The 23,302-nt window shown below is 65.5% G+C and carries 24 protein-coding genes; 20 read left to right on the top strand and 4 right to left on the bottom strand.

Annotation, left to right across the window (positions count from 1 at the left end; all coding sequences use genetic code 11):
• Window positions 1–50: 50 nt before the first annotated feature.
• Window positions 51–2,312 carry a dTDP-4-dehydrorhamnose reductase gene (rfbD, locus tag ACEN9H_RS22700; protein ID WP_413672159.1) on the bottom strand — a complete coding sequence of 754 codons (2,262 nt, stop codon included), beginning with the start codon at window positions 2,310–2,312 and terminating at the stop codon, window positions 51–53.
• 300 nt (window positions 2,313–2,612) lie between these two features.
• Here rfbD and trpS point away from each other — a divergent pair, with 300 nt between their 5' ends.
• Both trpS and ACEN9H_RS22690 read left to right on the top strand, forming a co-directional pair.
• Window positions 2,613–3,635, top strand: a complete 1,023-nt coding sequence (trpS, locus tag ACEN9H_RS22695; RefSeq protein ID WP_036238519.1) for a tryptophan--tRNA ligase — start codon at window positions 2,613–2,615, stop codon at window positions 3,633–3,635.
• A gap of 125 nt (window positions 3,636–3,760) precedes the next feature.
• Window positions 3,761–4,810 carry a serine endopeptidase gene (locus ACEN9H_RS22690; RefSeq protein ID WP_371764866.1) on the top strand — a complete coding sequence of 350 codons (1,050 nt, stop codon included), beginning with the start codon at window positions 3,761–3,763 and terminating at the stop codon, window positions 4,808–4,810.
• Window positions 4,811–4,813: 3 nt separating this feature from the next.
• Here ACEN9H_RS22690 and ACEN9H_RS22685 read toward each other — a convergent pair whose 3' ends face one another.
• Window positions 4,814–5,272 carry a DUF3597 domain-containing protein gene (locus ACEN9H_RS22685; protein WP_413672158.1) on the bottom strand — a complete coding sequence of 153 codons (459 nt, stop codon included), beginning with the start codon at window positions 5,270–5,272 and terminating at the stop codon, window positions 4,814–4,816.
• A 31-nt stretch (window positions 5,273–5,303) separates the two neighbouring features.
• Window positions 5,304–5,822, bottom strand: coding sequence for a hypothetical protein (locus ACEN9H_RS22680; protein ID WP_229412274.1), 519 nt, complete (start codon window positions 5,820–5,822; stop codon window positions 5,304–5,306).
• 136 nt (window positions 5,823–5,958) lie between these two features.
• On the opposite strand from ACEN9H_RS22680, the gene ACEN9H_RS22675 reads away from it, so the two are divergent.
• The 10 genes from ACEN9H_RS22675 to ACEN9H_RS22630 all read left to right on the top strand — a co-directional run bounded on the left by ACEN9H_RS22675 (window position 5,959) and on the right by ACEN9H_RS22630 (window position 17,810).
• Window positions 5,959–6,924: an alpha/beta fold hydrolase gene (locus tag ACEN9H_RS22675; protein ID WP_413672157.1), complete on the top strand. Its 966-nt coding sequence runs from the start codon at window positions 5,959–5,961 to the stop codon at window positions 6,922–6,924.
• 51 nt (window positions 6,925–6,975) lie between these two features.
• Window positions 6,976–7,317, top strand: coding sequence for a DUF1294 domain-containing protein (locus ACEN9H_RS22670; protein ID WP_056129002.1), 342 nt, complete (start codon window positions 6,976–6,978; stop codon window positions 7,315–7,317).
• A gap of 22 nt (window positions 7,318–7,339) precedes the next feature.
• Window positions 7,340–8,092: a glycerophosphodiester phosphodiesterase gene (ugpQ, locus tag ACEN9H_RS22665; protein WP_413672156.1), complete on the top strand. Its 753-nt coding sequence runs from the start codon at window positions 7,340–7,342 to the stop codon at window positions 8,090–8,092.
• Between the two features lie 69 nt (window positions 8,093–8,161).
• Window positions 8,162–9,820 (top strand): flagellinolysin, encoded by a 1,659-nt coding sequence (locus ACEN9H_RS22660; protein WP_413672155.1) that lies wholly within the window; start codon window positions 8,162–8,164, stop codon window positions 9,818–9,820.
• Window positions 9,821–9,934: 114 nt separating this feature from the next.
• Window positions 9,935–12,550, top strand: a complete 2,616-nt coding sequence (alaS, locus tag ACEN9H_RS22655; RefSeq protein ID WP_056129012.1) for an alanine--tRNA ligase — start codon at window positions 9,935–9,937, stop codon at window positions 12,548–12,550.
• Between the two features lie 323 nt (window positions 12,551–12,873).
• Window positions 12,874–13,101, top strand: coding sequence for a sulfurtransferase TusA family protein (locus ACEN9H_RS22650; protein WP_036238555.1), 228 nt, complete (start codon window positions 12,874–12,876; stop codon window positions 13,099–13,101).
• A 201-nt stretch (window positions 13,102–13,302) separates the two neighbouring features.
• The gene (locus ACEN9H_RS22645; RefSeq protein ID WP_198118438.1) at window positions 13,303–14,052 is read left to right on the top strand and encodes an electron transfer flavoprotein subunit beta/FixA family protein; all 750 of its coding nucleotides are present in this window, start codon (window positions 13,303–13,305) and stop codon (window positions 14,050–14,052) included.
• A 13-nt stretch (window positions 14,053–14,065) separates the two neighbouring features.
• Window positions 14,066–14,998, top strand: a complete 933-nt coding sequence (locus tag ACEN9H_RS22640) for an electron transfer flavoprotein subunit alpha/FixB family protein (protein WP_413672154.1) — start codon at window positions 14,066–14,068, stop codon at window positions 14,996–14,998.
• 131 nt (window positions 14,999–15,129) lie between these two features.
• Window positions 15,130–16,920, top strand: coding sequence for an acyl-CoA dehydrogenase (locus ACEN9H_RS22635; protein ID WP_413672153.1), 1,791 nt, complete (start codon window positions 15,130–15,132; stop codon window positions 16,918–16,920).
• Between the two features lie 170 nt (window positions 16,921–17,090).
• Entirely contained in the window at window positions 17,091–17,810 is a 720-nt protein-coding gene (locus ACEN9H_RS22630; RefSeq protein WP_413672152.1) for a hypothetical protein, read from the top strand.
• Between the two features lie 17 nt (window positions 17,811–17,827).
• On the opposite strand, the gene ACEN9H_RS22625 is transcribed toward ACEN9H_RS22630, so the two are convergent.
• A complete protein-coding gene (locus ACEN9H_RS22625) occupies window positions 17,828–18,241 on the bottom strand; it encodes an NINE protein (RefSeq protein WP_413675623.1) in 414 nt (137 codons plus the stop codon).
• A 203-nt stretch (window positions 18,242–18,444) separates the two neighbouring features.
• On the opposite strand from ACEN9H_RS22625, the gene rpsP reads away from it, so the two are divergent.
• The 8 genes from rpsP (at window position 18,445) to ACEN9H_RS22585 (ending at window position 23,289) form a co-directional block, all read left to right on the top strand.
• Window positions 18,445–18,693: a 30S ribosomal protein S16 gene (rpsP, locus tag ACEN9H_RS22620; RefSeq protein ID WP_036238507.1), complete on the top strand. Its 249-nt coding sequence runs from the start codon at window positions 18,445–18,447 to the stop codon at window positions 18,691–18,693.
• 65 nt (window positions 18,694–18,758) lie between these two features.
• Window positions 18,759–19,289, top strand: coding sequence for a ribosome maturation factor RimM (rimM, locus tag ACEN9H_RS22615; protein WP_371764853.1), 531 nt, complete (start codon window positions 18,759–18,761; stop codon window positions 19,287–19,289).
• Between the two features lie 26 nt (window positions 19,290–19,315).
• Window positions 19,316–20,077 (top strand): tRNA (guanosine(37)-N1)-methyltransferase TrmD, encoded by a 762-nt coding sequence (gene trmD, locus ACEN9H_RS22610; RefSeq protein ID WP_413672151.1) that lies wholly within the window; start codon window positions 19,316–19,318, stop codon window positions 20,075–20,077.
• 90 nt (window positions 20,078–20,167) lie between these two features.
• The gene (gene rplS / locus ACEN9H_RS22605) at window positions 20,168–20,554 is read left to right on the top strand and encodes a 50S ribosomal protein L19 (RefSeq protein WP_056129035.1); all 387 of its coding nucleotides are present in this window, start codon (window positions 20,168–20,170) and stop codon (window positions 20,552–20,554) included.
• Between the two features lie 60 nt (window positions 20,555–20,614).
• The gene (locus ACEN9H_RS22600; protein WP_056129038.1) at window positions 20,615–21,280 is read left to right on the top strand and encodes a CoA pyrophosphatase; all 666 of its coding nucleotides are present in this window, start codon (window positions 20,615–20,617) and stop codon (window positions 21,278–21,280) included.
• A 79-nt stretch (window positions 21,281–21,359) separates the two neighbouring features.
• Complete coding sequence (locus ACEN9H_RS22595; RefSeq protein WP_413672150.1) at window positions 21,360–22,319, top strand: CobD/CbiB family protein; 960 nt, start codon at window positions 21,360–21,362, stop codon at window positions 22,317–22,319.
• Between the two features lie 113 nt (window positions 22,320–22,432).
• Window positions 22,433–22,777 (top strand): DUF3579 domain-containing protein, encoded by a 345-nt coding sequence (locus ACEN9H_RS22590; protein ID WP_056129044.1) that lies wholly within the window; start codon window positions 22,433–22,435, stop codon window positions 22,775–22,777.
• A 62-nt stretch (window positions 22,778–22,839) separates the two neighbouring features.
• Window positions 22,840–23,289 (top strand): CBS domain-containing protein, encoded by a 450-nt coding sequence (locus tag ACEN9H_RS22585; RefSeq protein WP_413672149.1) that lies wholly within the window; start codon window positions 22,840–22,842, stop codon window positions 23,287–23,289.
• The last annotated feature ends 13 nt before the right edge of the window (window positions 23,290–23,302 follow it).

Raw genomic sequence — 23,302 nt, 5'->3', positions numbered from 1 at the left:
GTAGAACCTTTATCGGATGGTCACCCCGGCAATTTTAACGCGCCACGCCTTCAGGCCTGCCGACTCTCCGCCATCAGGATCACTTCCTCCATCTCCTGGTCGATCTCGTTGCGCAACTCGAGATAGCGGCCCAGCGCATGGTCCAGCGACGGCAGCAGGATCCCGCGCTCGCTGTGCAGTCCCGTGTAGCGCGGCCGCGGCGCCGCGAAGCCGTACGACTCGGCCGATACGGCTTCCAGCCGGCTGGCGTCGACGCCCGCGCGCGCCGCCGCCTGCTCGGCCAGCTCGACCCACGTCAGCGTGCCGACGTTGGCCAGGTGCCAGACGCCGGACTCGCCGTCGATCGCGAGGTCGAGGCAGGCGTGCGCGAGGTCCGGCACATAGGTCGGCGAGACGGCCATGTCGCGCGCGGCGCGGAACGGTTCGCCCCGCTCCAGCGTCTGCAGCGCCAGCGTGACGAAGTTGTACTTGTCCCACGGGCCGAAGAACGCGCTCGTGCGCACGACGAGGGCGCCCGGGTGCTTGTCCTGCACGCGCAGCTCGGCCTCGGCCTTGCTGCGGCCGTAGACGTTCAGGGGCGCGACCGCATCGCTTTCGACGTACGGCCGATCGAGCGCGCCGTCGAACACGAGGTCGCTGGAGAACGTCGTCAGGTGCACCCCGTGGCGGGCGCACGCGGCGGCCAGGATCGCGGGGCCGATCGCGTTCTCGCGGAAGCAGCGCTCGGCGTCGCGCTCGGCATCGTCCACGCGCACGTAGCCCGCCGTGTTGACGACGGCCCAGGGACGGTATTTGTCGAGCGCGCGGTCGACGGAGGCCGGGTCCGTGATGTCCATGTCCTGGCGCGACAGCAGACGGTACGCGAGGTTGCGCTTGCGGCAGATACGGGCGAATGCGCGGCCCAGGGTGCCTGTCGCACCCGTGATGAGGATCGGTGCCGCATCCTTGCCGACGAGCGTGTGGCCGTCGGCCGTGATCGACGTCAGCGCATCGGGCGTCGCGACGGGCGTGCACAGCCAGCGGCCCGGCCGGCGCCACCAGCCCTGGCCGCGCAGCACCGGGTGCGACAGCGGGGCGCCGGCCGACAGTTCCCGCATCATGCGCGCGACCGCTGTCGGACGCGGTTCCGGCGTGCGCACGTCGAACGGGCCCGGTTCGTAATAACCGTTGTTGCAGGTGACGAGGCTGTTCCAGTCGAACGAGCCCAGCAGCGACCAGACGGTGACGGCGCGCAGGTCGACGCCGTTTGCGCGCACTTCCTTGCCCGCTTCCCAGATCTCCAGCAGCCAGCGCAACTGGTCTTCGCGGTTGGCGTCGATGTGCGCCTCGGTGACGGCGAGCGGGATGTGGTACCGGTCCCAGATCTCGTGCAGCAGCGGGGCGATGCCGGCGGTGGGCGTCGCGAGCGCGCGCGAGGCCTCGATGTCGGCGCACGGGATGCCGTCGGCCACGCCGCGGTGGTGCGCCGGATAGCGATCCGGACGGTGGTCGAGCCAGCGCTCGCTCGTGACGTAGTAATTGACGCCGATGACGTCCGGCGGGCACGGATTGTCGCGGAACCACAGGAATTCCTCGGCCGGGATGCCGGTCTTCGTCAGGTACGACCACAGCGCGTGCTCGGGACCGACCATGCCGCACAGCAGGTCCCACGCGAGCCAGCGGCGCTCGTTATAAAACTCGGCCACGGTGGCCATCTCGGGCGTGCTGTAGGTCTTGCCGAGATCGTCCGTCTGCACCAGTTTCGCGTCCGGATTCACGGCGCGGATCGCGCGCATGGCCAGCACCACGGCGCGGCACTGGTTCAGCAGGGCTTGCACGAACGTGCGGTCGTCGCGGCCATGGGGATACCACACGCCGTACAGGCCGGCGAAGCGGGCCGTCGTGCACGGTTCGTTGACGGGGGTGTAGTACTCGATCCACGGATAGCGCGCGGCCACGGCGCCGGCATATTCCGCCAGCTGCTCCGCGAATGCGGGGTCGACCAGGCTCGTGTGGCGTGGGCCGCTGCCGTGGTGGATCAGGCCTGCGATCGGCGTGACGCCGTGGGCGCGGAGGGCGTTGAGGCGTTCGTCGGGCCAGGACCAGTCGGCGGCGTGGACGCCGTCCGGCGCCGTGCGTTCCCACAGCACGGGGTAGCGGATGGCGCGGATGCCGAGGGAAGCGAAACGGGCTATGTCGTCGGCCCGGGAGGCGTGGCCGTTACGGTCGAGTTGGTGGAAGTAGTCGTCGCGGACGCGGTTGACGGTGCATTCGAGGCCGCCCCACAGTTCGAGAGGGCGGGCGTGGCTGTTCGTGCTCTTCGTGGAATTCATAAATCACCAATGTGTTAGTTTTATTGCAACAAAAAATCCAGCATGGCCCCGAACTGGCAAAAAAGTCGGGGAAGCGTTTTGGCTTTCGAGCGGCGGCGGTTGACAGCGGCGCGTCAACCTGCAACCATGCCATCCATGAATTTTTCGTATCCACATCCTGTTCTCACCTGGTGGCGCCGCTGATTGCGCGCGGCCAGTGAATTGGATAGGTATTCCGAAACGCCGCCTCGATTCCAAGGTGGCGTTTTTGTTGGCGCAGCAGGGTCGAGGCAGGGCGGTCAATCACCCAAGGAAAACTCGATGAGTCTGCAAACCCCTACCGCTACCACGCCCATCATCCTCACCGGCGACCGTCCCACCGGGCCGCTGCACCTCGGCCACTTCGTCGGCAGCCTGCGCAATCGCGTCACTTACCAGGACCAATATCGCCAGTTCATCATGCTCGCGGACGCCCAGGCGCTCACGGACAATATGGATGATATCGGTAAGGTACACCGGAACGTGATCGAGGTGGCGCTCGATTACCTTGCCGTAGGGATCGACCCCGCCAAATCGACCATCCTGATCCAGTCGCAGATCCCGGAACTGGCCGAGCTGACGTTTTATTACCTGAACCTGGTGACCGTCGCGCGCCTGGAGCGCAACCCGACCGTCAAGCAGGAAATCATCCTGCGCGGCTTCGAGCGCGACATCCCGGCCGGCTTCCTCACGTACCCGGCGAGCCAGGCCGCCGACATCAGCGCATTCAAGGCGACCATCGTGCCGGTCGGCGAAGACCAGATCCCGATGATCGAGCAGTGCAACGAGATCGTGCGCAAGTTCAACCGCAACGCCGGCCGCGACATCCTCGTCGAGTGCAAGGCGATCGTGCCGGAAGTCGGCCGCCTGCCAGGCATCGACGGCAAGGCCAAGATGAGCAAGTCCCTCGGCAACACCATCAACCTGGGCGCGTCCGCCGACGAGATCCGCGCGGCCGTCAAGATGGTCTACACGGATCCGCTGCACCTGAAGGTGTCCGACCCGGGCCACCTGGAAGGCAATGTCGCGTTCCTGTACCTGGACGCGTTCGATACCGACAAGGAAGGCCTGGCCGAGATGAAGGCGCATTATGTGCGCGGCGGCCTGGGCGATTCCGTCGTCAAGAAGCGCCTGGAAGGCATCCTGCAGGACATGCTGGCGCCGATCCGCGCCCGCCGCGAGGAACTGGCCAAGGACAAGGGCCAGGTCATGCAAATCCTCAAGGAAGGCACGATGAAGGCGCGCGAGGTGGCGGCGCGTACGACGGACGAGGTGCGCAAGGCCCTCGGGTTGTCCTATTTCTAAACCGGATCGGGTAGCGATCCACGCGACGTGAGGTAGCGCAAGGTGATCGCCTTGCGCTTTCTTGTGGTCCGCTCCGTGTATTGATGGCAAGCTGCGGCTTTCGCCATCGATGGAGGAGCCGCACCATGAGCAAAGGATTGCGTTGGACCGAACAATGGATGCGCCGGGCGCTGTGGCTCGTCGCCTTCGTCTTCGCCGGATTCCTGATCGGGCTCGGCAACCAGGTCGTCGACAACGTGATGTACCTGGAGCCCGTGCCCCCAGCCGAACAATTTCTCGATCCCGCCAAGGCGGGCCCGCTGCGGGCCGCGTCCGAGCAGGCGCAGCAGACGCGCGAAGCGGCGGACGCGGCGCTGGAGCAGGCCCAGCAGAAACACCGCGTGGCGCAGGCCAACACGACAAGCGCGCGCGACGCCTTCGAGAACTGGATCGCGACGCGCCACGTGACAGCGCGCCCTGACCAGGACACGGAACTGATCGCGCGCAACCGCGAGCTGGATAAACTCGTCGCAGCGGAACGCGCCGCGCTCGCCGCGGTCGAAGCCCAGGAGCAGGTCGAACTCGACGCCAAACAGGCCCAGCAGAAGGCCGCGGCGGCCTACGAGGCGCTGCTGGAACCGGCACGCGAGGCCGCGAACGAGGCCGCGGCCAGGGCCGCACGCAAGGTCTTCCTGATCCGCCTCGGCGTGACCCTGCCGCTGCTGCTGGTGGCGGGGGCGCTGTTCAAGTACAAGCGCAACGGCACGTACTGGCCGTTCACGTGGGGCTTCATTTTCTTCGCGCTGTTCGCGTTCTTCGTCGAGCTGGTCCCTTACTTGCCCAGCTACGGCGGCTATGTGCGCTACGGCGTGGGCATCGTGGTGACGGTCGTCGTGGGCCGCTACGCGATCCGCTGGCTGCACGCGTGGCTGGAACGCCAGCGGGCCGCGGAGGCCATGCCCGATGCCGAACGCCGTACGACGATGCGCTACGACGTGGCGATGGAACGCATCGCCAAGAACGTCTGCCCGTCGTGCGAGCGCGCGACGAATTTCAAGGACGAACACCTGGCCCATTGCCCGCACTGCGGCATCGGCCTGTTCGACCGCTGCCCGGCGTGCACGTCGCGCAAGAACGCGTTCACGCGCTACTGCTTTTCGTGCGGCACGCCGGCCAACGTCAGTCTTGCGGACTGATCATTAGTCCTTCAGGTCGGCCGGCACCTTGCCGCCGTTTGCCGCCAGCTTGTTCATGACCTGGCGATGCAGCCAGATGTTCATGCTGGCCGAGTCGCTGGTGTCGCCCGAATAGTTCAGCTCGGCGGCCAGTTCCTTGCGTGACTGCAGGCTGGAATCGAGGCCCAGCAGCTTCAGCAGGTCGACGATCGACGTGCGCCAGTTCAGCTGTTGGCCGGATTGCTGCTGCATGTTGTTCAGCACGGCTTCCACGTCGACCTGCTGCATCGGTGCGGCCGCCGGCGCGCTTGCCGCGGGCGCGGCCTGCGGTTGTTGCGCGGGCTGCTGTGCCGGTTGCTGCGCGGGTTGCTGGGTCGGCTGCGGCGCACGTTGCTGGGCGCCCGGGGCCGCCTGGCTGCTGTTCTGCGCGGCGGGATGCGAACCCGGGAAGATTTTATGGAAGATATTGCTCAGGATACCCATGTCGACTCCTTCTCGATGTTGGTGGATGCGCTCAATGGCGTTGCATGCCCTGGGCCATGTGGCCGAGCGCGATCGCCAGCGCGGCGCCGCCGATAGCCTTGACCAGGGTCGGGTGTTCGGCATAGAAGTCGCCCATGCGTTCGACGATGCCGGGATTCTGCTGCTCGGCCTTGGCGGCCAGTTCCTGCACCTGTTCCGGCGACACCTGGCTCGCCTGTTCCGGCGACACGCGGGCCTGGTCGGCGCCGAGCAGGTTGCCGAGCGAGCCGCCCGCGACGGACGCGAGCACGGAAGGGCCGATATTGGCCAGCAGCTGGTTCAGCATGCCGGCGCGCTGGTCGGGATTGCTGTTGCCAAACAGCTGGCCGACCATTTGTGAAAACGGCGGTGTCTGGTCCGAGCGCAGCGCCTGCGTCACGCCCTGCGCGACGGTGGCGCGCGGCACGTTCTGCGCCACATGGTCGAAATCGTTCTCGGCCTGCGCCGGGTTGGCGTTCGGGTTGGCACCGCCCAGGTATTGTTGCAACAGGTTGCCCAAATCAAAGCTCATGATGTTCTCCGCGTTGAAACCTCGAACCGCAAGGGTAGGCGTTCGCGGGGCATCCCTCCGTACGCTCGCTAACGGACGGACGGCATCTATAATCCGCATTGCGGTACATAAATAAAACAACTGCCCGAGAGAGACTATGCATACCATCTTCCGTTCGGCCGCGCTCGCCGCCGCCGTCCTGTGCACTTCCATCCACGCCGCCGGCACCGCCGCGATGCAGCCCGGCGAACACCAGGTCGTCGTGGGCGACGTCCGCCTGTGGTACAAGGTCGCCGGCCACGGCGCGAAGGGCGCGCCGCCGCTGTTGTTCCTGCACGGCGGCCCCGGCTACAACAGCTACAGCTTCGAAGCCCAGGCCGGATCGGCGCTCGAGAAAACGCTGCAGGTGATCTACCTCGACCAGCGCGGCAGCGGCCGCTCCGAGCGCCCGTGGCGCGGCGAGTATTCCATCGCCGCCCTCGTCGACGACATCGAGGCGTTGCGCAAGACGCTCGGCGTCGACAAGCTCGCGCTGCTGGGTCATTCGTTCGGCGGCACGCTGGCGCTCGAGTACGCGGCCAAGTACCCCGGACACGTGGCGAAGATGGTGCTCGTGAGCGCCGCCTCGGACATCCCGGCCGCCTGCGCGGCGCGCGTGGACTACATCGCGCGGCACTACGGCGACCGGCTCGACAAGGCGCGCGCCGATGCGAAGGCGCGCAACGAGACGCCGGACGCCTGCTTCTACGCCTTCAACACCGTCGGCCCGGACCTGCACCAGCGCGTCAACGACGAGGTGATGTTCCCGGACATGCTGATCGGCAAACGCCAGGATGCCATCGACGCGAAGAGCGGCCTGCGCAACACGGGCGAACTGGGCAACGCGCTGTTCGGCGGCGGCTTCACGCAATACCGCTTCGCCCATCCGGAACGCGTGACGATGCCCGTGCTCGTGCTGGCCGGCGCCGCGGACTACGCGATCGGCCTGCCGGCCCAGCGCGCGCTGGGCCAGGCGTTGCCGCATGCGCGCGTCGTCGAATACGCGGGCGCCGGACACTTCCTGTACCTCGATGCGCCCGAGCGGTTTACGCGCGACGTCACGGACTTCCTGGCCACGCCCTGACGGTGGGGTTGCCCGGTGGACACCCGCGCCGCCGGCGCGTAAGCTGGCGCCATGATCTATACGCCGCTGCTCCTGTTCTTCGCCCTGTATGCCTACGCCGCGCTGGCCCTCGGGCTGCCGGCCGCGGTGGGCGGCGCGTACGTGCTCGCGAGTGCCGCCTGTTTCGCGCTGTATGCGCGCGACAAGGCGGCCGCGCGGCGCGGCGACCGGCGCACGCCGGAGCGGCACTTGCTGCTGCTGGGGCTGGCCGGCGGCTGGCCGGGCGGCTTGCTGGCGCAACAATGGCTGCGGCACAAGACCGTCAAACGTCCGTTCCGGCAGGGGTTCTGGCTGACCGTCGGCCTCAACCTGGCCGGTTTCTGCTGGCTGGCGCGCGCCCTGGCGCCGGCCTGAATACCGTTCGGGAGGAAACACTATGTGGCCTTACCCCAGGATCCTGGCCCACCGCGGCGGCGGCACGCTGGCGCCGGAAAACACGGTGGCCGGAGTGCGCCGCGGCATGGACGCAGGCTATCGCGCCATCGAATTCGACGTCATGCTGGCGCGCGACGGCGTCCCCGTCGTGCTGCACGACCCCGAGCTGGGCCGTACGGTGGCCGGGAGGGGATCGGTGGCGGACATGGATGCGCTCGACCTCGCTGCGCGCGACGCGGGGTCGTGGTTCGGCGCGACGTACGAGGGCGAACCGGTACCGCTGTTCGTCGAGTTCGCGCAGTATTGCAAGGCGCACGGCGTGTGGATGAACATCGAGATCAAGCCCGTGCCCGGCCATGACGCAGAGACCGGCGCCGTGGTCGCCCGCCTGGCGGCCGCGCTGTTCGCCGCCGAGATCGCCGCGGGGAGGGTGGGGCAGGTGCCGCTGCTGTCGTCGTTCAGCGAGACCGCGCTGGCGGCGGCCCGGGAGGCCGCGCCCCAGGTTCCGCGCGCCTGGCTGACGAAGGCGTTGCCGCCGGATTGGGAAGCCCGTGCGCGGGCGCTGGACGCCGTCGCGATCCATACCGACCATACGCGTCTGACGGCGGCCGGCGCCGCGCAAGTGAAAGCCGCGGGCTTCGGCCTGTTCTGCTACACGGTCAACGCGCCCGCGCGCGTGCGCGAACTTTTCGGCTGGGGCGTGGACGGGTTGTGCACGGACCGGATCGACCTCATCCCGCCTGATTTTTTCTAAAGCGAAAGTTTTCCCTCAAGAATTGTAACGGCTTGTCGTTAATGACATTCGGCTCCCGGTCACGGCCTTATGTCCTTATCGATCAACAACAACTCCCTGTCCCTGCACGCCCAGCGCAACCTGGCGGAGCACACGAACGAGGTGACGCGCCTCGTCGCGCGCCTGAGCTCGGGCACCAGCATTGCGAGCGCCGCGGACGATCCGGCCGGCCAGGCCATCACGGGCCGCATGAGGTCGCAGATGACGGGGATGCGCCAGGCCATGCGCAGCATCAACGACACGACGTCGATGCTGCAGGTGGCGGACAGCGCGCTGTCGAACATCAGCGACAGCCTGCAGCGCCTGCGCGAACTGGCGGTGGCGTCCGGCAACGGCTCGTACACGGACAGCGACCGCAACACATTGCAGGCGGAAGCGGACCAGATCCTGTCCCAGATCACCCAGGTGGGCAATGGCGCCTCGTTCAATGACCAAGCGATCTTTTCGCCGGCGTCCGAGAGCGGTAGCGAGGACAAGAAGAAGCGTGCCGTGCTCGACAGCCTCAAGGCCGGCTGGCTGAGCGCCGCCGAAGACATGGTCCAGCAGTACTACGGCCTGCAGGGCGATGGCTCGACCCTGAAGATCAACCTCGACACGACGGATGGCAAGAGTGGCGTGCTTGCGTCCGTCACGGGCGCGTCGGGGCTCGGCAACGACGTCACGCTGAACATCGACATGGCCGATTTCAGCGACATCAGCACGCCGGACGGCGGCACCGGACCGATGTACGACGACCGCGTCATCGCGCACGAGATGGTGCACGCGATCATGCTGCACTCGACCGGCATGAACCTTCCCCAGTGGTTCATCGAGGGCACGGCCGAGCTGATCCATGGCGCCGACGAGCGCCTGGCCGGCGCGCTGGCGGGTGGCCAGACGGCGCAGGGCATCGTCGACACGATCACGGGCGGCGGCTTCAGCTACGAAGGCGGCTACGTCGCCTCGCGCTACCTGCATGAGCGGTTGAAATCGATGGGCGTCGACGGCGGCATGAAGGGCCTGATGACTTACCTGAACGGGCACCAGGGGACCGACCTGGACACGGCGCTGAAGGCCGTCACGGGCGGGCAGTACCAGGGCACCGGCGACTTCATGACGGATTTCGCCGCCAATGGCGCCGGGTTCATCGGGGGCATGAACCTGGCGAATGCGGACACGGGCGCGATCGGCGGCCTCGACGCGGACGGTGGCCCGACGCGCGACGCGCGGGGCGTCGTGCCGGAATCCGGCTTCGGCACGGCCGCCCGGCCGCTGCGCAACTTCAAGGTCGAGTATCCGGACATCGGCGGCGGGAGTACGGGCCGGCATCGGGTGCAGATCCAGGTCGGCGCCTCCGCCGGAGACCTGGTCGACATGGAGTTCGCGGCCGTGAACGCCAGCGCGCTGGGCCTCGCGGACCTGGACATGCGCAATCCGGCGGTGGCGCTGCTGCACATCGACGACGCGCTCGCGTCCGTCAACGAGCAGCGCGTGCAGGTGGGGGCCTACAGCAACCGCATGGACGCCGCGGCCAGCAACAACCAGACGATGTCGATGAACCTGGAGGCGGCGAAGAGCCGCATCGAGGACGTCGACTACGCCGGGGCCGCGGTCAGGCTGACGCGCGCCCAGATCCTCCAGCAGGCGGCATCCGCCATGCTGAGCCAGGCCAATGGCGAGCCGAGGGCGGTACTGGCATTGTTGCGCTGACGTGCGCCGTTGTCGTTTCTGCAACGGCAAATCGCACAAGTACAGTTAACTGCCGATACCACGCTATAATCGATTTTCTTTATATAGCAAGCTGCCTGAATCCGCCCCTACGACATGAAATCCACCGAAATACGCGAAAAGTTTCTCAAGTTCTTTGAGTCCAAAGGCCACACGATCGTCCGCTCCAGCCCGCTCGTGCCGGGTAACGACCCGACGATGTTGTTGACCAACAGCGGCATGGTGCAGTTCAAGGACGTGTTCCTGGGCCTGGATACGCGTCCGTACAAGCGCGCCACCACCGTGCAGCGCTGCGTGCGCGCCGGCGGCAAGCACAACGACCTGGAAAACGTCGGCTACACCGCGCGCCACCACACGTTCTTCGAAATGCTGGGCAATTTCAGCTTCGGCGATTATTTCAAGCGCGACGCCATCCACTTTGCCTGGGAACTGCTGACCAAGGTCTATAACCTGCCGGCGGAAAAGCTGACCATCACCGTCTACTTCGAAGACGACGAAGCCTACGGCATCTGGGCCAACGAGATCGGCGTGCCGACGGAGCGCATCATCCGCATCGGCGACAACAAGGGCGCGCGCTACGCATCGGACAACTTCTGGCAGATGGCCGACACCGGCCCCTGCGGTCCGTGCACGGAAATCTTCTACGACCACGGCGCCGAGATCTGGGGCGGTCCTCCGGGCTCGCCGGAAGAAGACGGCGACCGCTTCATCGAGATCTGGAACCTCGTGTTCATGCAGTTCAACCGCGACGAAGCCGGCGTGCTGACCCCGCTGCCGAAGCCGTCGATCGACACCGGCATGGGCCTGGAGCGCCTGGCCGCCGTGCTGCAGCACGTGCATTCGAACTACGAGATCGACCTGTTCCAGAACCTGATCAAGGCCGCCGCACGCGAAACCGGCGCGACCGACCTGGCGAACAACTCGCTGAAGGTCATCGCTGACCACATCCGCGCCGCCAGCTTCATGATCGTCGACGGCATCATCCCGAGCAGCGAAGGCCACGGCTACGTCCTGCGCCGCATCATCCGCCGCGCGCTGCGTCATGGCCACAAGCTGGGCCAGACCAAGCCGTTCTTCTACAAACTCGTGGAAGACCTCGACATCGAGATGGGCGCCGCCTACCCGGAACTGCACGACGCGAAAGAGCGCGTGATGCAGACCCTGAAGGCCGAGGAAGAGCGCTTCGGCGAGACCCTCGAGCACGGCATGAAGATCCTCGAAGCGCAGCTCGCGAAGGATCCGCAGAACCTCGACGGCGGCACCGCCTTCACCCTGTACGACACCTACGGCTTCCCGCTCGACCTGACCGCGGACATCTGCCGCGAGCGCGGCATCAAGCTGGACGAGGAAGGCTTCGCTGCCGCCATGGAGCAGCAGAAGAAGACCGCCCGCGCAGCCGGCAAGTTCAAGATGGCCGCCAACGTGGAGTATTCGGGCGAGAAGACGACCTTCGTCGGCTACGACGCCCTCGTGCACAACAGCCGCGTGCTCGCGCTGTACTCGGGCGGCGCACCGGTCCAGGAACTGAAAGCGGGCCAGGACGGCATCGTCGTGCTGGACACGACCCCGTTCTATGCCGAATCCGGCGGCCAGGTGGGCGACAAGGGCCTGCTGAAGGCGCAGGGCGGCGTGTTCGAAGTGGAAGACACGCTGAAGATCCAGGCGGAAGTGTTCGGCCATCATGGCGTGCTGCAGTCGGGCTCGCTGAAAGTGGGCGACATGGTCGACGCGCAAGTCGATGAAGTGAAGCGCGCGCGCACGATCCGCAACCACTCGGCGACGCACCTGATGCACAAGGCGCTGCGCGAAGTGCTGGGCGGCCATGTGCAGCAGAAGGGCTCGCTGGTCGACCCGGACAAGACCCGCTTCGACTTCAGCCACAACGCGCCGCTGACGGCCGAGCAGATCGCCCAGGTGGAAACCATCGTGAATCGCGAAATTCTCGAGAATCACGCGACCCAGGCCCAGCACATGTCGATGGATGACGCGATCAAGCATGGCGCCATGGCCCTGTTCGGCGAGAAATACGGCGACACCGTGCGCGTGCTGGACATCGGCTCGTCGAAGGAATTGTGCGGCGGCGTGCACGTCACCCGAACGGGCGACATCGGCCTGTTCAAGATCGTGTCCGAATCCGGCGTGGCCGCCGGCATCCGCCGCGTGGAAGCCGTGACGGGCGAGGGCGCTCTGGCCCTGGTGCAATCGATCAACCGCAAGCTGAACGAAGCGGCCGGCGCGCTGAAGACGAGCCCGGACGAGCTGCCGTCGCGCATCGCCCAGGTGCAGGACCAGGTCAAGTCGCTGGAGAAGGAAATCGCCGCGCTGAAGTCGAAGCTGGCCGCCGGCCAGGGCGACGAGCTGGTGACGAAAGCCATCGACGTGAACGGCATCAAGGTGCTGGCCGCCACGATGGAAGGTGCCGACGTTGGGAGTCTGCGCGAGACGATGGACAAGCTGAAGGACAAGCTCGGGACGGCCGCCATCGTGCTGGCCTCCGTGCTTGAGGGCAAGGTCAGCCTGATCGCCGGCGTGACGCCGGACGCCACGGGCAAGGTCAAGGCGGGCGATCTCGTCAACTTCGTCGCCAAGCAGGTCGGCGGCAAGGGCGGCGGTCGTCCGGACATGGCCCAGGCGGGCGGTACCGATCCCGCGGCGCTGCCGCAGGCGCTGGCGGGCGTCGCCGGCTGGGTCGGCGAGCGCGTCTCCGCATAACCGTAATCACGCGTTGTAACCGCGCCGCCGCAATATGCATGTTGTGGCGGCGCGAGCGCTGTAAATCGAGGGGGATTTGAGCTGAATCAACTCTTGTTTCGATGGGTAAGTGGGCGGCACAGCCGTTCGCCCTGCATCCCTCTCATCCGGTCATCTCCGCCTCATCTCTATCTGCCTGTCAAGTAATTGCCGTTGTTACAACGCAACATGGATACCAAATTTTGGTGCGGCGCGTCATAATGGGTTAATTGGAGTACTATCGGGTCCATGCCCTACCAACTAGCAGGCAATCGATGAGCGAAACCATAATCGACACCGGCACCATCGAGGTCCAGAAGGACCTGGATGCGCGTGGCTTGAATTGCCCGCTGCCGATCCTCAAGGCCAAGAAGGCCCTCGCGGAACTGGCCAGTGGCGAGGTGCTGCGCATCGTCGCCACCGACACCGGTTCGGTACGCGACTTCCAGGCGTTCGCCAAGCAGACGGGCAACGCCCTGCTGGCGCACACGCACATCAACGGCGAATTCACGTTCTGGCTGCGCCGGAAATAACGACAGCCTTCTCCTGAAGCCCGGTACGCCGGGCATGCCATCCGCACCCGCAAGGAAACCCGCTAACGCACAATCAAGTACGATTAGGGCATTTCCTCTAACCGAAAAACGCACGATCGTGCTTTAATTCTGACCTGAACGGAATTTGCTTTTATAATTCGGATCATTTTTAGTCTTTCACCCATTTTTCAAAGGCACACTATGAAAGTCCTGGTACCCGTCAAACGCGTGGTCGACTACAACGTCAAGGTCCGCGTCAAGTCCGACGGCAGCGGCGTCGATATCGCCAACGTCAAGATGTCGATGAACCCGTTCGACGAGATCGCGGTGGAAGAAGCCACGCGCCTGAAGGAAGCCGGCAAGGTCACCGAGATCGTGGCCGTGACCTGCGGCGTGGCCCAGGCCCAGGAAACCCTGCGTACCGCGATGGCGATCGGCGCCGACCGCGGCGTGCTGGTCGAGACCGGTGCCGAGATCGAGCCGCTGGGCGTCGCCAAGGTACTGAAGGCGCTGGCCGTCGAAGAGCAGCCCCAACTGATCATCCTGGGCAAGCAGGCGATCGACGACGATTCGAACCAGACCGGCCAGATGCTGGCTGCGCTGCTGGGCTGGCCGCAGGCGACGTTCGCCTCGAAGGTCGTGCTGGAAGACGGCAAGGTCACCGTGACCCGCGAAGTGGACGGCGGCCTGGAAACCGTGCAGCTGACGCTGCCGGCCATCGTCACCACCGACCTGCGCCTGAACGAGCCGCGCTACGTCACGCTGCCGAACATCATGAAGGCCAAGAAAAAGCCGCTGACGACCGTCAAGCCGGAAGACCTGGGCGTCGACGTCACGCCGCGCCTGAAGACCGTCAAGGTCGCCGAGCCGGCCAAGCGTTCGGCCGGCGTCAAGGTGCCCGATGTGGCGACCCTGGTTGCGAAGCTGCGCACCGAAGCTAAAGTCATCTAATTAAGGAATAACCATGGTCGCACTCGTCATTGCTGAACACGACAACGCCCACCTGAAGGCTGTCACCCTGAATACCGTCACCGCGGCCGCGCAATGCGGCGGCGATGTCCACATCCTCGTCGCCGGCAGCGGCTGCGGCGCCGTCGCGGAAGCCGCCGCCAAGGTCGCGGGCGTGGCGAAAGTGCTGGTCGCCGACGCGCCGCAATTCGCCGACGGCCTCGCCGAGAACGTCGCCGAGCAGATCCTAGCCGTGGCCGGCGCTTACTCGCACATCCTGGCCCCGGCCTCGGCCTTCGGCAAGAACGTGCTGCCGCGCGTCGCCGCCAAGCTGGATGTCGCCCAGATCTCGGAAATCACCAAGGTCGATGCGCCCGACACGTTCGAGCGTCCGATCTACGCCGGTAACGCCATCGCCACCGTGCAGTCGACCGACAGCGTGAAAGTCATCACCGTGCGCGGCACCGGATTCGACGCCGCCGCAGCGGAAGGCGGTTCGGCCGCCGTCGAAACCGTCGCCGCCGTCGCGGACTCGGGCAAGTCGAGCTTCGTGGGCCGCGAACTGGCCAAGTCGGACCGTCCGGAACTGACCGGCGCCAAGGTCGTCGTCTCCGGCGGCCGCGGCATGGGCTCGGGCGACAACTTCAAGATCCTGGAGCCGCTGGCCGACAAGCTGGGCGCCGCGATGGGCGCATCGCGCGCGGCCGTCGACGCGGGCTACGTGCCGAACGACTGGCAGGTGGGCCAGACCGGCAAGATCGTCGCGCCGCAGCTATACATCGCCGTCGGTATCTCGGGCGCGATCCAGCACCTGGCCGGCATGAAGGATTCCAAGACCATCGTCGCCATCAACAAGGATCCGGAAGCGCCGATCTTCTCGGTGGCCGACTACGGCATCGTCGGCGACCTGTTCGAGGTCGTGCCGGCCCTGGTCAAAGAACTGGGTTAAACCGTCGTTCCCGCGCAAGCGGGAACCCATGCTGAATCAAACGTAGTCACTGCGGCGTGTATTTTGTATGGGTTCCCGCTTTTTTGCGCCCGACGATTGACGTTTACGTAAAGAGAAACTAGGAGACTGCGGTGACCTACAACGCCCCCCTGAAGGACATGCTGTTCGTCGTGAACGAACTGGCCAACCTGTCCGAGATCAATCAACTGCCCGGCTGCGAAGACGCGACGCCCGACACCGTCGAAGCCGTGCTGGAAGAGAACGCGAAGTTCTGCGGCGAAGTCGTCGCCCCGCTGAATCAATCGGGCGACAAGGAGCCGAGCTACTGGCACGACGGCCAGGTCACGACGTCGAAGGGTTTCAAGGAAGCGTTCCGCGGCTTCGCGGATGCCGGCTGGCAGGGCGTGCAGCACCCGGCCGAATTCGGCGGCCAGGGCCTGCCGAAGCTCGTCGCCACGCCGTGCATCGAGATGCTCAACAGCGCGAACATCGCGTTCGCCCTCGTCGGCCTGCTGACGGACGGCGCCATCGAAGCGCTGCTGACGGCCGGCAGCGCCGAGCAGAAGACCCGCTTCATCGAGCCCCTGATCAACGGCAAGTGGACCGGCACGATGAACCTGACGGAACCGCAGGCCGGTTCCGACCTCGCCGCCGTGCGCACGCGCGCCGTGCCGCAGGGCGACGGCACCTATAAAATCTTCGGCACCAAGATCTTCATCACCTACGGTGAGCACGATATGGCCGAGAACATCATCCACCTCGTGCTCGCGCGCACGCCGGACGCGCCCCCGGGCGTGAAGGGGATCTCGCTGTTCATCGTGCCGAAGTTCATGGTCAATGATGACGGTTCGTTGGGCGAGCGCAACGACGTGCACTGCGTGTCGATCGAGCACAAGCTGGGCATCAAGGCGAGCCCGACCGCGGTGCTGCAGTTCGGCGACCATGGCGGCGCGATCGGCACGCTCGTCGGCGAAGAGAACCGCGGCCTCGAATACATGTTCATCATGATGAACGCGGCCCGCTTCGGCGTCGGCATGCAGGGCATCGGCCTGGCCGAGCGCGCGTACCAGCAGGCCGTCGCGTTCGCGAAGGAGCGCGTCCAGTCGCGCGCCGTCGAAGGTTCCGCCGGCCCCGTCGCCATCATCCACCACCCGGACGTGCGCCGCATGCTGATGTCGATGCGCGCGCAGACCGAAGCGGCGCGCGCGCTGGCCTACGTCGGCGCCGGCCTCTCGGACCTGGCGCACAGCCATCCGGACGAAGCGACCCGCAAGGCCAACCTGGCCGTGTACGAATACCTCGTCCCGGTGATCAAGGGCTGGTCGACGGAGATGAGCGAGAACGTCGCCCGCGACGGCGTGCAGGTGCATGGCGGCATGGGCTTCATCGAGGAGACGGGCGCCGCGCAGCACTACCGCGACGCCAAGATCCTCACGATCTACGAAGGTACGACGGCGATCCAGGCCAATGATCTCGTGGGCCGCAAGACGGTGCGCGACGGCGGCGCCGTGGCGAAGGCGATCCTGGCCCAGGTACGCGCGACCGAGGCGCAGCTGGCGGAGGTGCAGGATGCGGACTTCACGGCGATTCGCAGCCAGCTGGTCGCGGGCAGCGCGGCGCTGGAAGCCGTTGTCGACTACGTCGTGGCGAACACGAAATCCGATCCGCGCGCCGTGTTCGCGGGCAGCGTGCCGTACCTGAAGCTGGCCGGCATCGTGCTGGGCGGCTGGCAGATGGCGCGCGCGGCCATCGTCGCGCGCCAGAAGCTGGATGCCGGCGCCGGCGACGCGGCGTTCTACCGCGCCAAGATCGCCACCGCGCGCTTCTTCGCGGACCACATGCTGGCGCAGGCGGACGGACTGCGCCACGCGATCGTGGACGGTGCTGCCGGCGTGCTGGCGCTGGACGTCGAGCAGTTCTGACGGCTGGAGGTGTTGTCGAAGCGGCCTGCGGGCCGCTTTTTTCATGGGCCGCAGCGGGCGATTTGTTGCGTGCTGCCGACCGCTGCTCCGCGTTTGATGTCCGTCATGCGTAGCGGGTAAGCGGCGCTCCTAGAATCGATTCGTCGCATCCACAATCGAAGGAGCGCCCCATGAATCCCCTGAAGCCTGGCAAGGTATTACCGATCGCCGTCGCCTGCGCCGCATTGTCCGCGCTGGTGGCCTGCGGCGGCGGCAGCGACGCCACCCCCACGACGGTCGCGAACGATCCGCCGGCGGTGCCGAGTCCCACGCCTGCGCCGGCACCCGCGCCCGCGCCGACACCCGCCCCGGCGCCGCAGCCGCCCGGCGATCCCGCGCCGCCGAAAGACATCGTGCTGGAGCCGGGCTATACCAAGCTCTATACGACGCTGAACAGCAGGCCGCAGTGGCCGGCATGGAGCCATGCGGGCACGGCCGTCGTCGATGGCGTGGGGTGCGCGAAGAACGAGGATTACCACATCCACGCGCTCCTCTCGATCTACCAGGACGGCATACGGCTCGGCTTGCCGGATTCGATCGGGCGCGGCAGTGGCTGTTCGTACGAAATGCACACCCACGACATCACGGGCATCCTGCACGTCGAGACGGATGTGCCCAAGGTGTTCACGCTGGGGCAGTTCTTTGCGTTATGGGGACAGCCGCTCGGCACTGCGGCGGTGGCGGGGCTGCCCGGCACGCCGACCTATTACGTGATCGACAAGGAAACGGTGACGCGCTTCACGGGTGATCCGGCCACGATCGCGCTGAACGCGCACCGCGAGATCGTGATCGTGACCGGCACGCCGCCCGCGCAGGTGCCCCGGTATGACTGGGGTGCGACCGGCTTGTGACGCTGATGCCGAACGTGTCAGCCGTACGCGCCGCCCGTGTAGAGCAGGTCGAACAGCCGCGAGATGGTGGCGATGAGCGCCGTCGTGCCCACCAGCATCGTGACCACGACGAGCAGGATCACGAACCAGTGCGACGCGGAGCGGCGGCCGGAGTTGCGGTTGTAGCGGGCATCCCATTTCTCGTCCGGCGTGAGGCCGAGGATCAGTGCTTCGCCGAAGCCGACGAGCCAGGACAGGATCAGGGGCAGCAGGACCCAGAACGGATTCGGCGCGTGGCCGAGGCCGTACACGAGGCCGGCCGCCGGCAGGCTGCAGACGTGGAGCAGGCCGAGGCGGTCGACGCTGCCCTTGAGATAGAAGCGGTGCGCGCCGAGTCCGCCGAGCAGGAAGGCGAGGGCGGTGGCGAATGTCTTGTTCTTGTGTTGCGACATCGAATAAATGTTGAAAGGAAAGTCATCAGTATCGTCCAAAAGCGGCCTCCATAGTGGCGGAGAGTCGCGAAATCGGCGATAATCTTGGATTCGGCCGGGACTGCGCGCCAGCGTTCTTGGTTTTTATGTAAATGCTTGCTGATGCAGGATAGAGCGCGCTATAATCGTCGGCTTTCTCCGTCCAGCTTACTTTTGGAAATATTATGGTCGTTATTCGTTTAGCTCGTGGTGGTGCCAAGAAGCGCCCGTTCTACAACATCGTTGCAACCGACTCGCGCAATCGCCGCGACGGCCGTTTCATCGAGCGCATCGGTTACTACAACCCGATGGCTTCGGGCAAAGAAGTCGCCCTGAACGTCACCGCTGACCGCCTGTCGTACTGGCAAGGCGTGGGCGCACAGCTGTCGCCGGCTGTTGCTCGCCTGGTGGCTACGCAAAAGGCTGCTGCCTAATACAGCGAAGGTTTTACGGTTTGACCGATTCTGCAGCACATTCGACATCGGCATCCGCGCAAGCGGTGCCTGACGACCTGATCCAGGTCGGCCACATCACCGGCGCCTACGGGCTCCGGGGCGGCGTCCGCGTGACGCCCTATTCGATGGATGCGGATGCGCTGCTGAGCGTCAAAACCTGGTGGATCGACAAGCCGTCGCTGCGTGCCGTGCAAATGCGGAACGCGAAGTACCACAGCGGCGACGTGACGGCCACGCTGGTCGACGTGACCGACCGCGAAGCGGCCGAGGCGCTCAAGGGTGCCACGGTGCAGGTCTCGCGATCGGACTTTCCGGAACTCCCGGAAGACGAGTATTACTGGACCGACCTGATCGGCTTGGATACGGTCAACTTGCAGGGCGAAGCGCTCGGCAAGGTCTCCGACATGATGCACAACGGCGCGCAGTCCATCCTGCGGATCACGCCCGTGCCCGATCCGAACGCCGCTCCCGATGCGAAAGCGCCGGAGCGGCTGGTGCCGTTCGTGGATCAGTACGTCAAGACGGTCGACTTGCAAGCCAAAGTGATTACCCTGGACTGGGGTCTGGATTATTGATCCCGTCCACCTGAAGCGAGGTCCCGATGCAGTTTGACGTCGTGAGCTTGTTTCCCGAAATGTTTGCCGCATTGACGCAGTCGGGCGTGACCCGGCGCGCGCACGAGCAGGGCCTGTGGAACCTGTCGATCTGGAATCCGCGCGATTTCACGACGGACCGCCACCGCACCGTGGACGATCGCCCGTATGGCGGCGGTCCCGGCATGGTGATGCTGGCCAGGCCGCTCGAAGCGACGATCAACGCGGCGAAGCAGCGCCAGATCGACATGGGCTTGCCCGCACCGCGCGTCGTGTTCATGTCGCCGCAAGGCAAACCGCTGACGCACGAACGTGTGATGGGCTTGAAGAACGAACCCGGTCTCGTCGTGCTGTGCGGACGCTACGAAGCGGTCGACCAGCGTTTGCTGGACCGTGTCGTCGACGAGGAAATTTCCCTCGGCGATTTCGTGCTGTCCGGCGGAGAACTCCCTGCGATGGCGCTGATGGATGCCGTGGTGCGGCAGTTGCCCGGTGTGCTGGGTGACGACGCGTCTGCGGTCGAAGACAGTTTTGTCAACGGCCTGCTGGATTCGCCGCATTACACGCGTCCGGAAGTCTATGAAGGCGTGGCCGTGCCGCCCGTGCTGATGGGTGGCAACCACGCCGAGATCATGAAGTGGCGCCGCCAGCGTATGCTGGAGGCGACCGCGAAGAAACGGCCGGATCTGCTGGACAAGGCGCGTGGCGCCGGTCTGCTGACGAAGGCTGACGAACAGTTTCTCGCAACCTTGCAAAAGGTCGCGGAATAAAGGCGGTGCCCATCGGGGTATCGCATGTTTTAATCCCATCCTCTACCGGGCATCGAACGCGCCGGCAAGATGGTAATAGGAGTCATAAAAATGGATCTGATCCAGCAACTCGAGCAAGAAGAAATTGCGCGCCTCGGCCGCAACATCCCTGATTTCGCACCGGGCGACACCGTTGTCGTCAGCGTCAACGTCGTCGAAGGCAACCGCAAGCGCGCCCAGGCATACGAAGGCGTCGTCATCTCGCGTCGTAACCGCGGCCTGAACTCGAACTTCATCGTTCGCAAGATCTCGTCGGGCGAAGGCGTCGAGCGTACGTTCCAGCTGTACTCGCCGCTGATCGCTTCGATCGAAGTGAAGCGTCGTGGTGACGTGCGTCGTGCGAAGCTGTACTACCTGCGCGAGCGTTCGGGCAAATCGGCACGTATCAAAGAGAAACTGCCGACTCGCAAAGTCGCTACGACCGCTGCTGCGAAGTAATAGCGTCTGTGCTAGGGAAAAGGCATCCGGTTGGATGCCTTTTTCTTTTGGAGAAAGCCCTTGGCAAAACTGCACATCGATCCCAAGCGCCTGCCCGTCGACGCGATCGCCGGCGAGCCCGCGTTGCCGGCCGAGCGCCTGGAGGTGGCCTGGCTGCGCGAGCGCCTCGCCCATCCGTCGTCGTGGGTGCCGGAATTGCCCGAGGACATGCGCGAGCGCTTCCCCACGTTGCGCCGCGCGGCCGTCCTCGTGCCCCTCGTGCGCCGGCCGGACGGCCTCACGGTCTTGTTGACGCAGCGCACCGAACACCTGAGCAACCACGCGGGCCAGGTCAGCTTCCCCGGCGGCCGTGCGGAAGAGGACGACTCGTCGCCCATCGAGACCGCGCTGCGCGAGACGGAGGAAGAGATCGGCCTCACGCGCCGCCACGTCGAGATCGTCGGCGTGCTGCCCGACCACGTCACGGCGTCCGCCTACATCGTCACCCCCGTCGTGGGCCTCGTCACGCCGCCGTTCGACCTCACGGCCGAATCGAACGAAGTGGCCGACATCTTCGAAGTGCCCTTGCGGTTCCTCATGGACGGCATGAACCACCAGATCATGTCGTTCGACCTGCCGGACGGCGCCGGCCGCCGCAGTTTTTATGCGATGCCGTACGAGCGCTTCTTCATCTGGGGAGCGACAGCAGGTATGCTCCGGAATTTGTTTCATTTGTTACGCGCCTGAAGGGGCATAGACTCCGGTCGGTCTCTGCGCTACCCTAGCGGGCAAATGAAGTAAGGCAACAACGTACAAAGGACCGTGCATGACTTTTTTCTCCATTCTGTGCGCGCTGCTCATCGAACAGCTGAAGCCGCTGCGCGCGGATAACCAGATCTACGCCGAGATCAAGCGCTTTGCCATGAAGATCGAGAGCTGGTTCAATGCCGGCCAGGTCAGTCATGGCCGGCTGGGCTGGTTCCTGATGATGGCCGCGCTGATGGTGCCGACGGCCGTCATCTACGGCGTCCTCGTGTACTACCGCTTCGTGTTCGCCGCGTTCGCCTGGAACGTGCTGATCGTCTACCTGACGCTCGGTTTCCGCCACTACAGCCATTACTTCACGTCGATCCAGTTCGCCCTCAACGCGGGCGACGAGGCGACAGCGCGGACACTCCTGGCCGAGTGGGCCAGGATAGACACGGTCGGCATGGATACCGCCGAGATCGCCCGCATCGCCGTCGAAAAATCCCTGATCACGACGCACCGCAACGTGTTCGGTGTGTTCTTCTGGTTCCTGATGCCGCTGGGCCCAGCCTGCGCCGTCATGTACCGCGTGTCCGAATACCTCGCGCGCGCGTGGAACGAACCGGATCATATGCGCAACGAGGCGTTCGGCCAGTTCGCGGCCCGTGCGTTCTACTGGATCGACTGGATCCCAGTGCGCCTGACGGCGATCGCGTTTGCCGTGGTCGGCAATTTCGAGGATGCGATCTATGCGTGGCGCAATTTCGCCAATCGGTGGACCGACGAATCGAAAGGCATCATCCTGGCCGCGGGCGGCGGCGCGATGGGCGTGCGCCTCGGCAGCCCGGCCGAGAACGCGCCGCACGTCCTGCCGGCCGACGCGGCGACGGTCGACAGCAGCGCCAGCGAGGACGACATGCTGCCGGGCGACGAGCCGAGCGTGCGCGCACTGCAAAGTACGGTCGGCCTGGTCTGGCGCGCGCTGTTATTATGGATGCTGCTCCTGCTGTTGCTGTCGGGCGCAGTCCTGCTCGGTTGATGTCCATCGTGCCGGTTCGACAAGAGCCGGCACATGGGGCTCGTCCGCAGGTCTTCTATAAGATATAATAGTCGGGTTGTTCTCATCCACGCCTTTGTTTCAGAAGCCGCACTATGGCCGACTCACCGCAAACCGGGAAAGGCGCCGACGAATTCTTCATTCTCGGCGTGACAAGTAAGGGCAGGCAATTCCGCCCGAGTGACTGGGCCGAGCGTCTGTGCGGCGTCATGTCGTGTTTCCGGCCGGCCGGCAGCGGTGGTCCGAACGCCCACCTGAAGTTCTCGCCCTACGTGCACCCGACCGTCGTGAACGGTGTCAAGGCGGTCGTCGTGAACAATGCCCTCAAAAGCATCGAACCGCTGGCCTACCACTTCGTGTGCAATTTCGCCAAAGACAACGACCTGCAAGTCGTCGAGGCGTGCTTCGTCCCGCCGGCGGACGAAAAAAAGAAGTCCTGATCTACCTCAAACCCTCATCGATGCACCATGGGTAGCTTTAACGTTTGACGTTGGAGCTCGCCATGGAAGTCGGAAAACTCTGCACGGTCGACACCGTCTGCTGCGCCCGCGATGAAAGCGTGCAGGCTGCGGCCTTACTCATGCGCAAACATCATGTGGGCGACATCGTCGTCGTCGACGACGTCGATGGCGAACGCACGCCCGCCGGCATCATCACGGACCGCGACATCGTCGTCTCCGTCGTCGCCCTCGGCCTCGATCCGGTCGGCCTGCAGGTCGGCGACATCATGACGGACGACCTGCTCACGGCCGACGAGCACGACGACGTCTCCGTCACCATTGAACGCATGCGCCTGCGCGGCATCCGGCGCGTGCCCGTCGTGGGCGAGGGCGGGCGTCTCGCGGGCATCGTCAGCGCGGACGACCTGCTCGGCTTCCTGGCCGAGGAAATGGAAGACCTCGCCCGCATCAGCCCTTACCAGCAACAGCACGAACGCCGCGTGCGGCAATAATGGTAAGCCTGGC

It is taken from the genome of Massilia cellulosiltytica, from assembly GCF_047325105.1.
Lineage (GTDB): Bacteria > Pseudomonadota > Gammaproteobacteria > Burkholderiales > Burkholderiaceae_D > Telluria > Telluria orientalis.
Note: the sequence above shows the minus strand (reverse complement) of the source record. Positions and strands in the feature narration are given on the sequence as shown.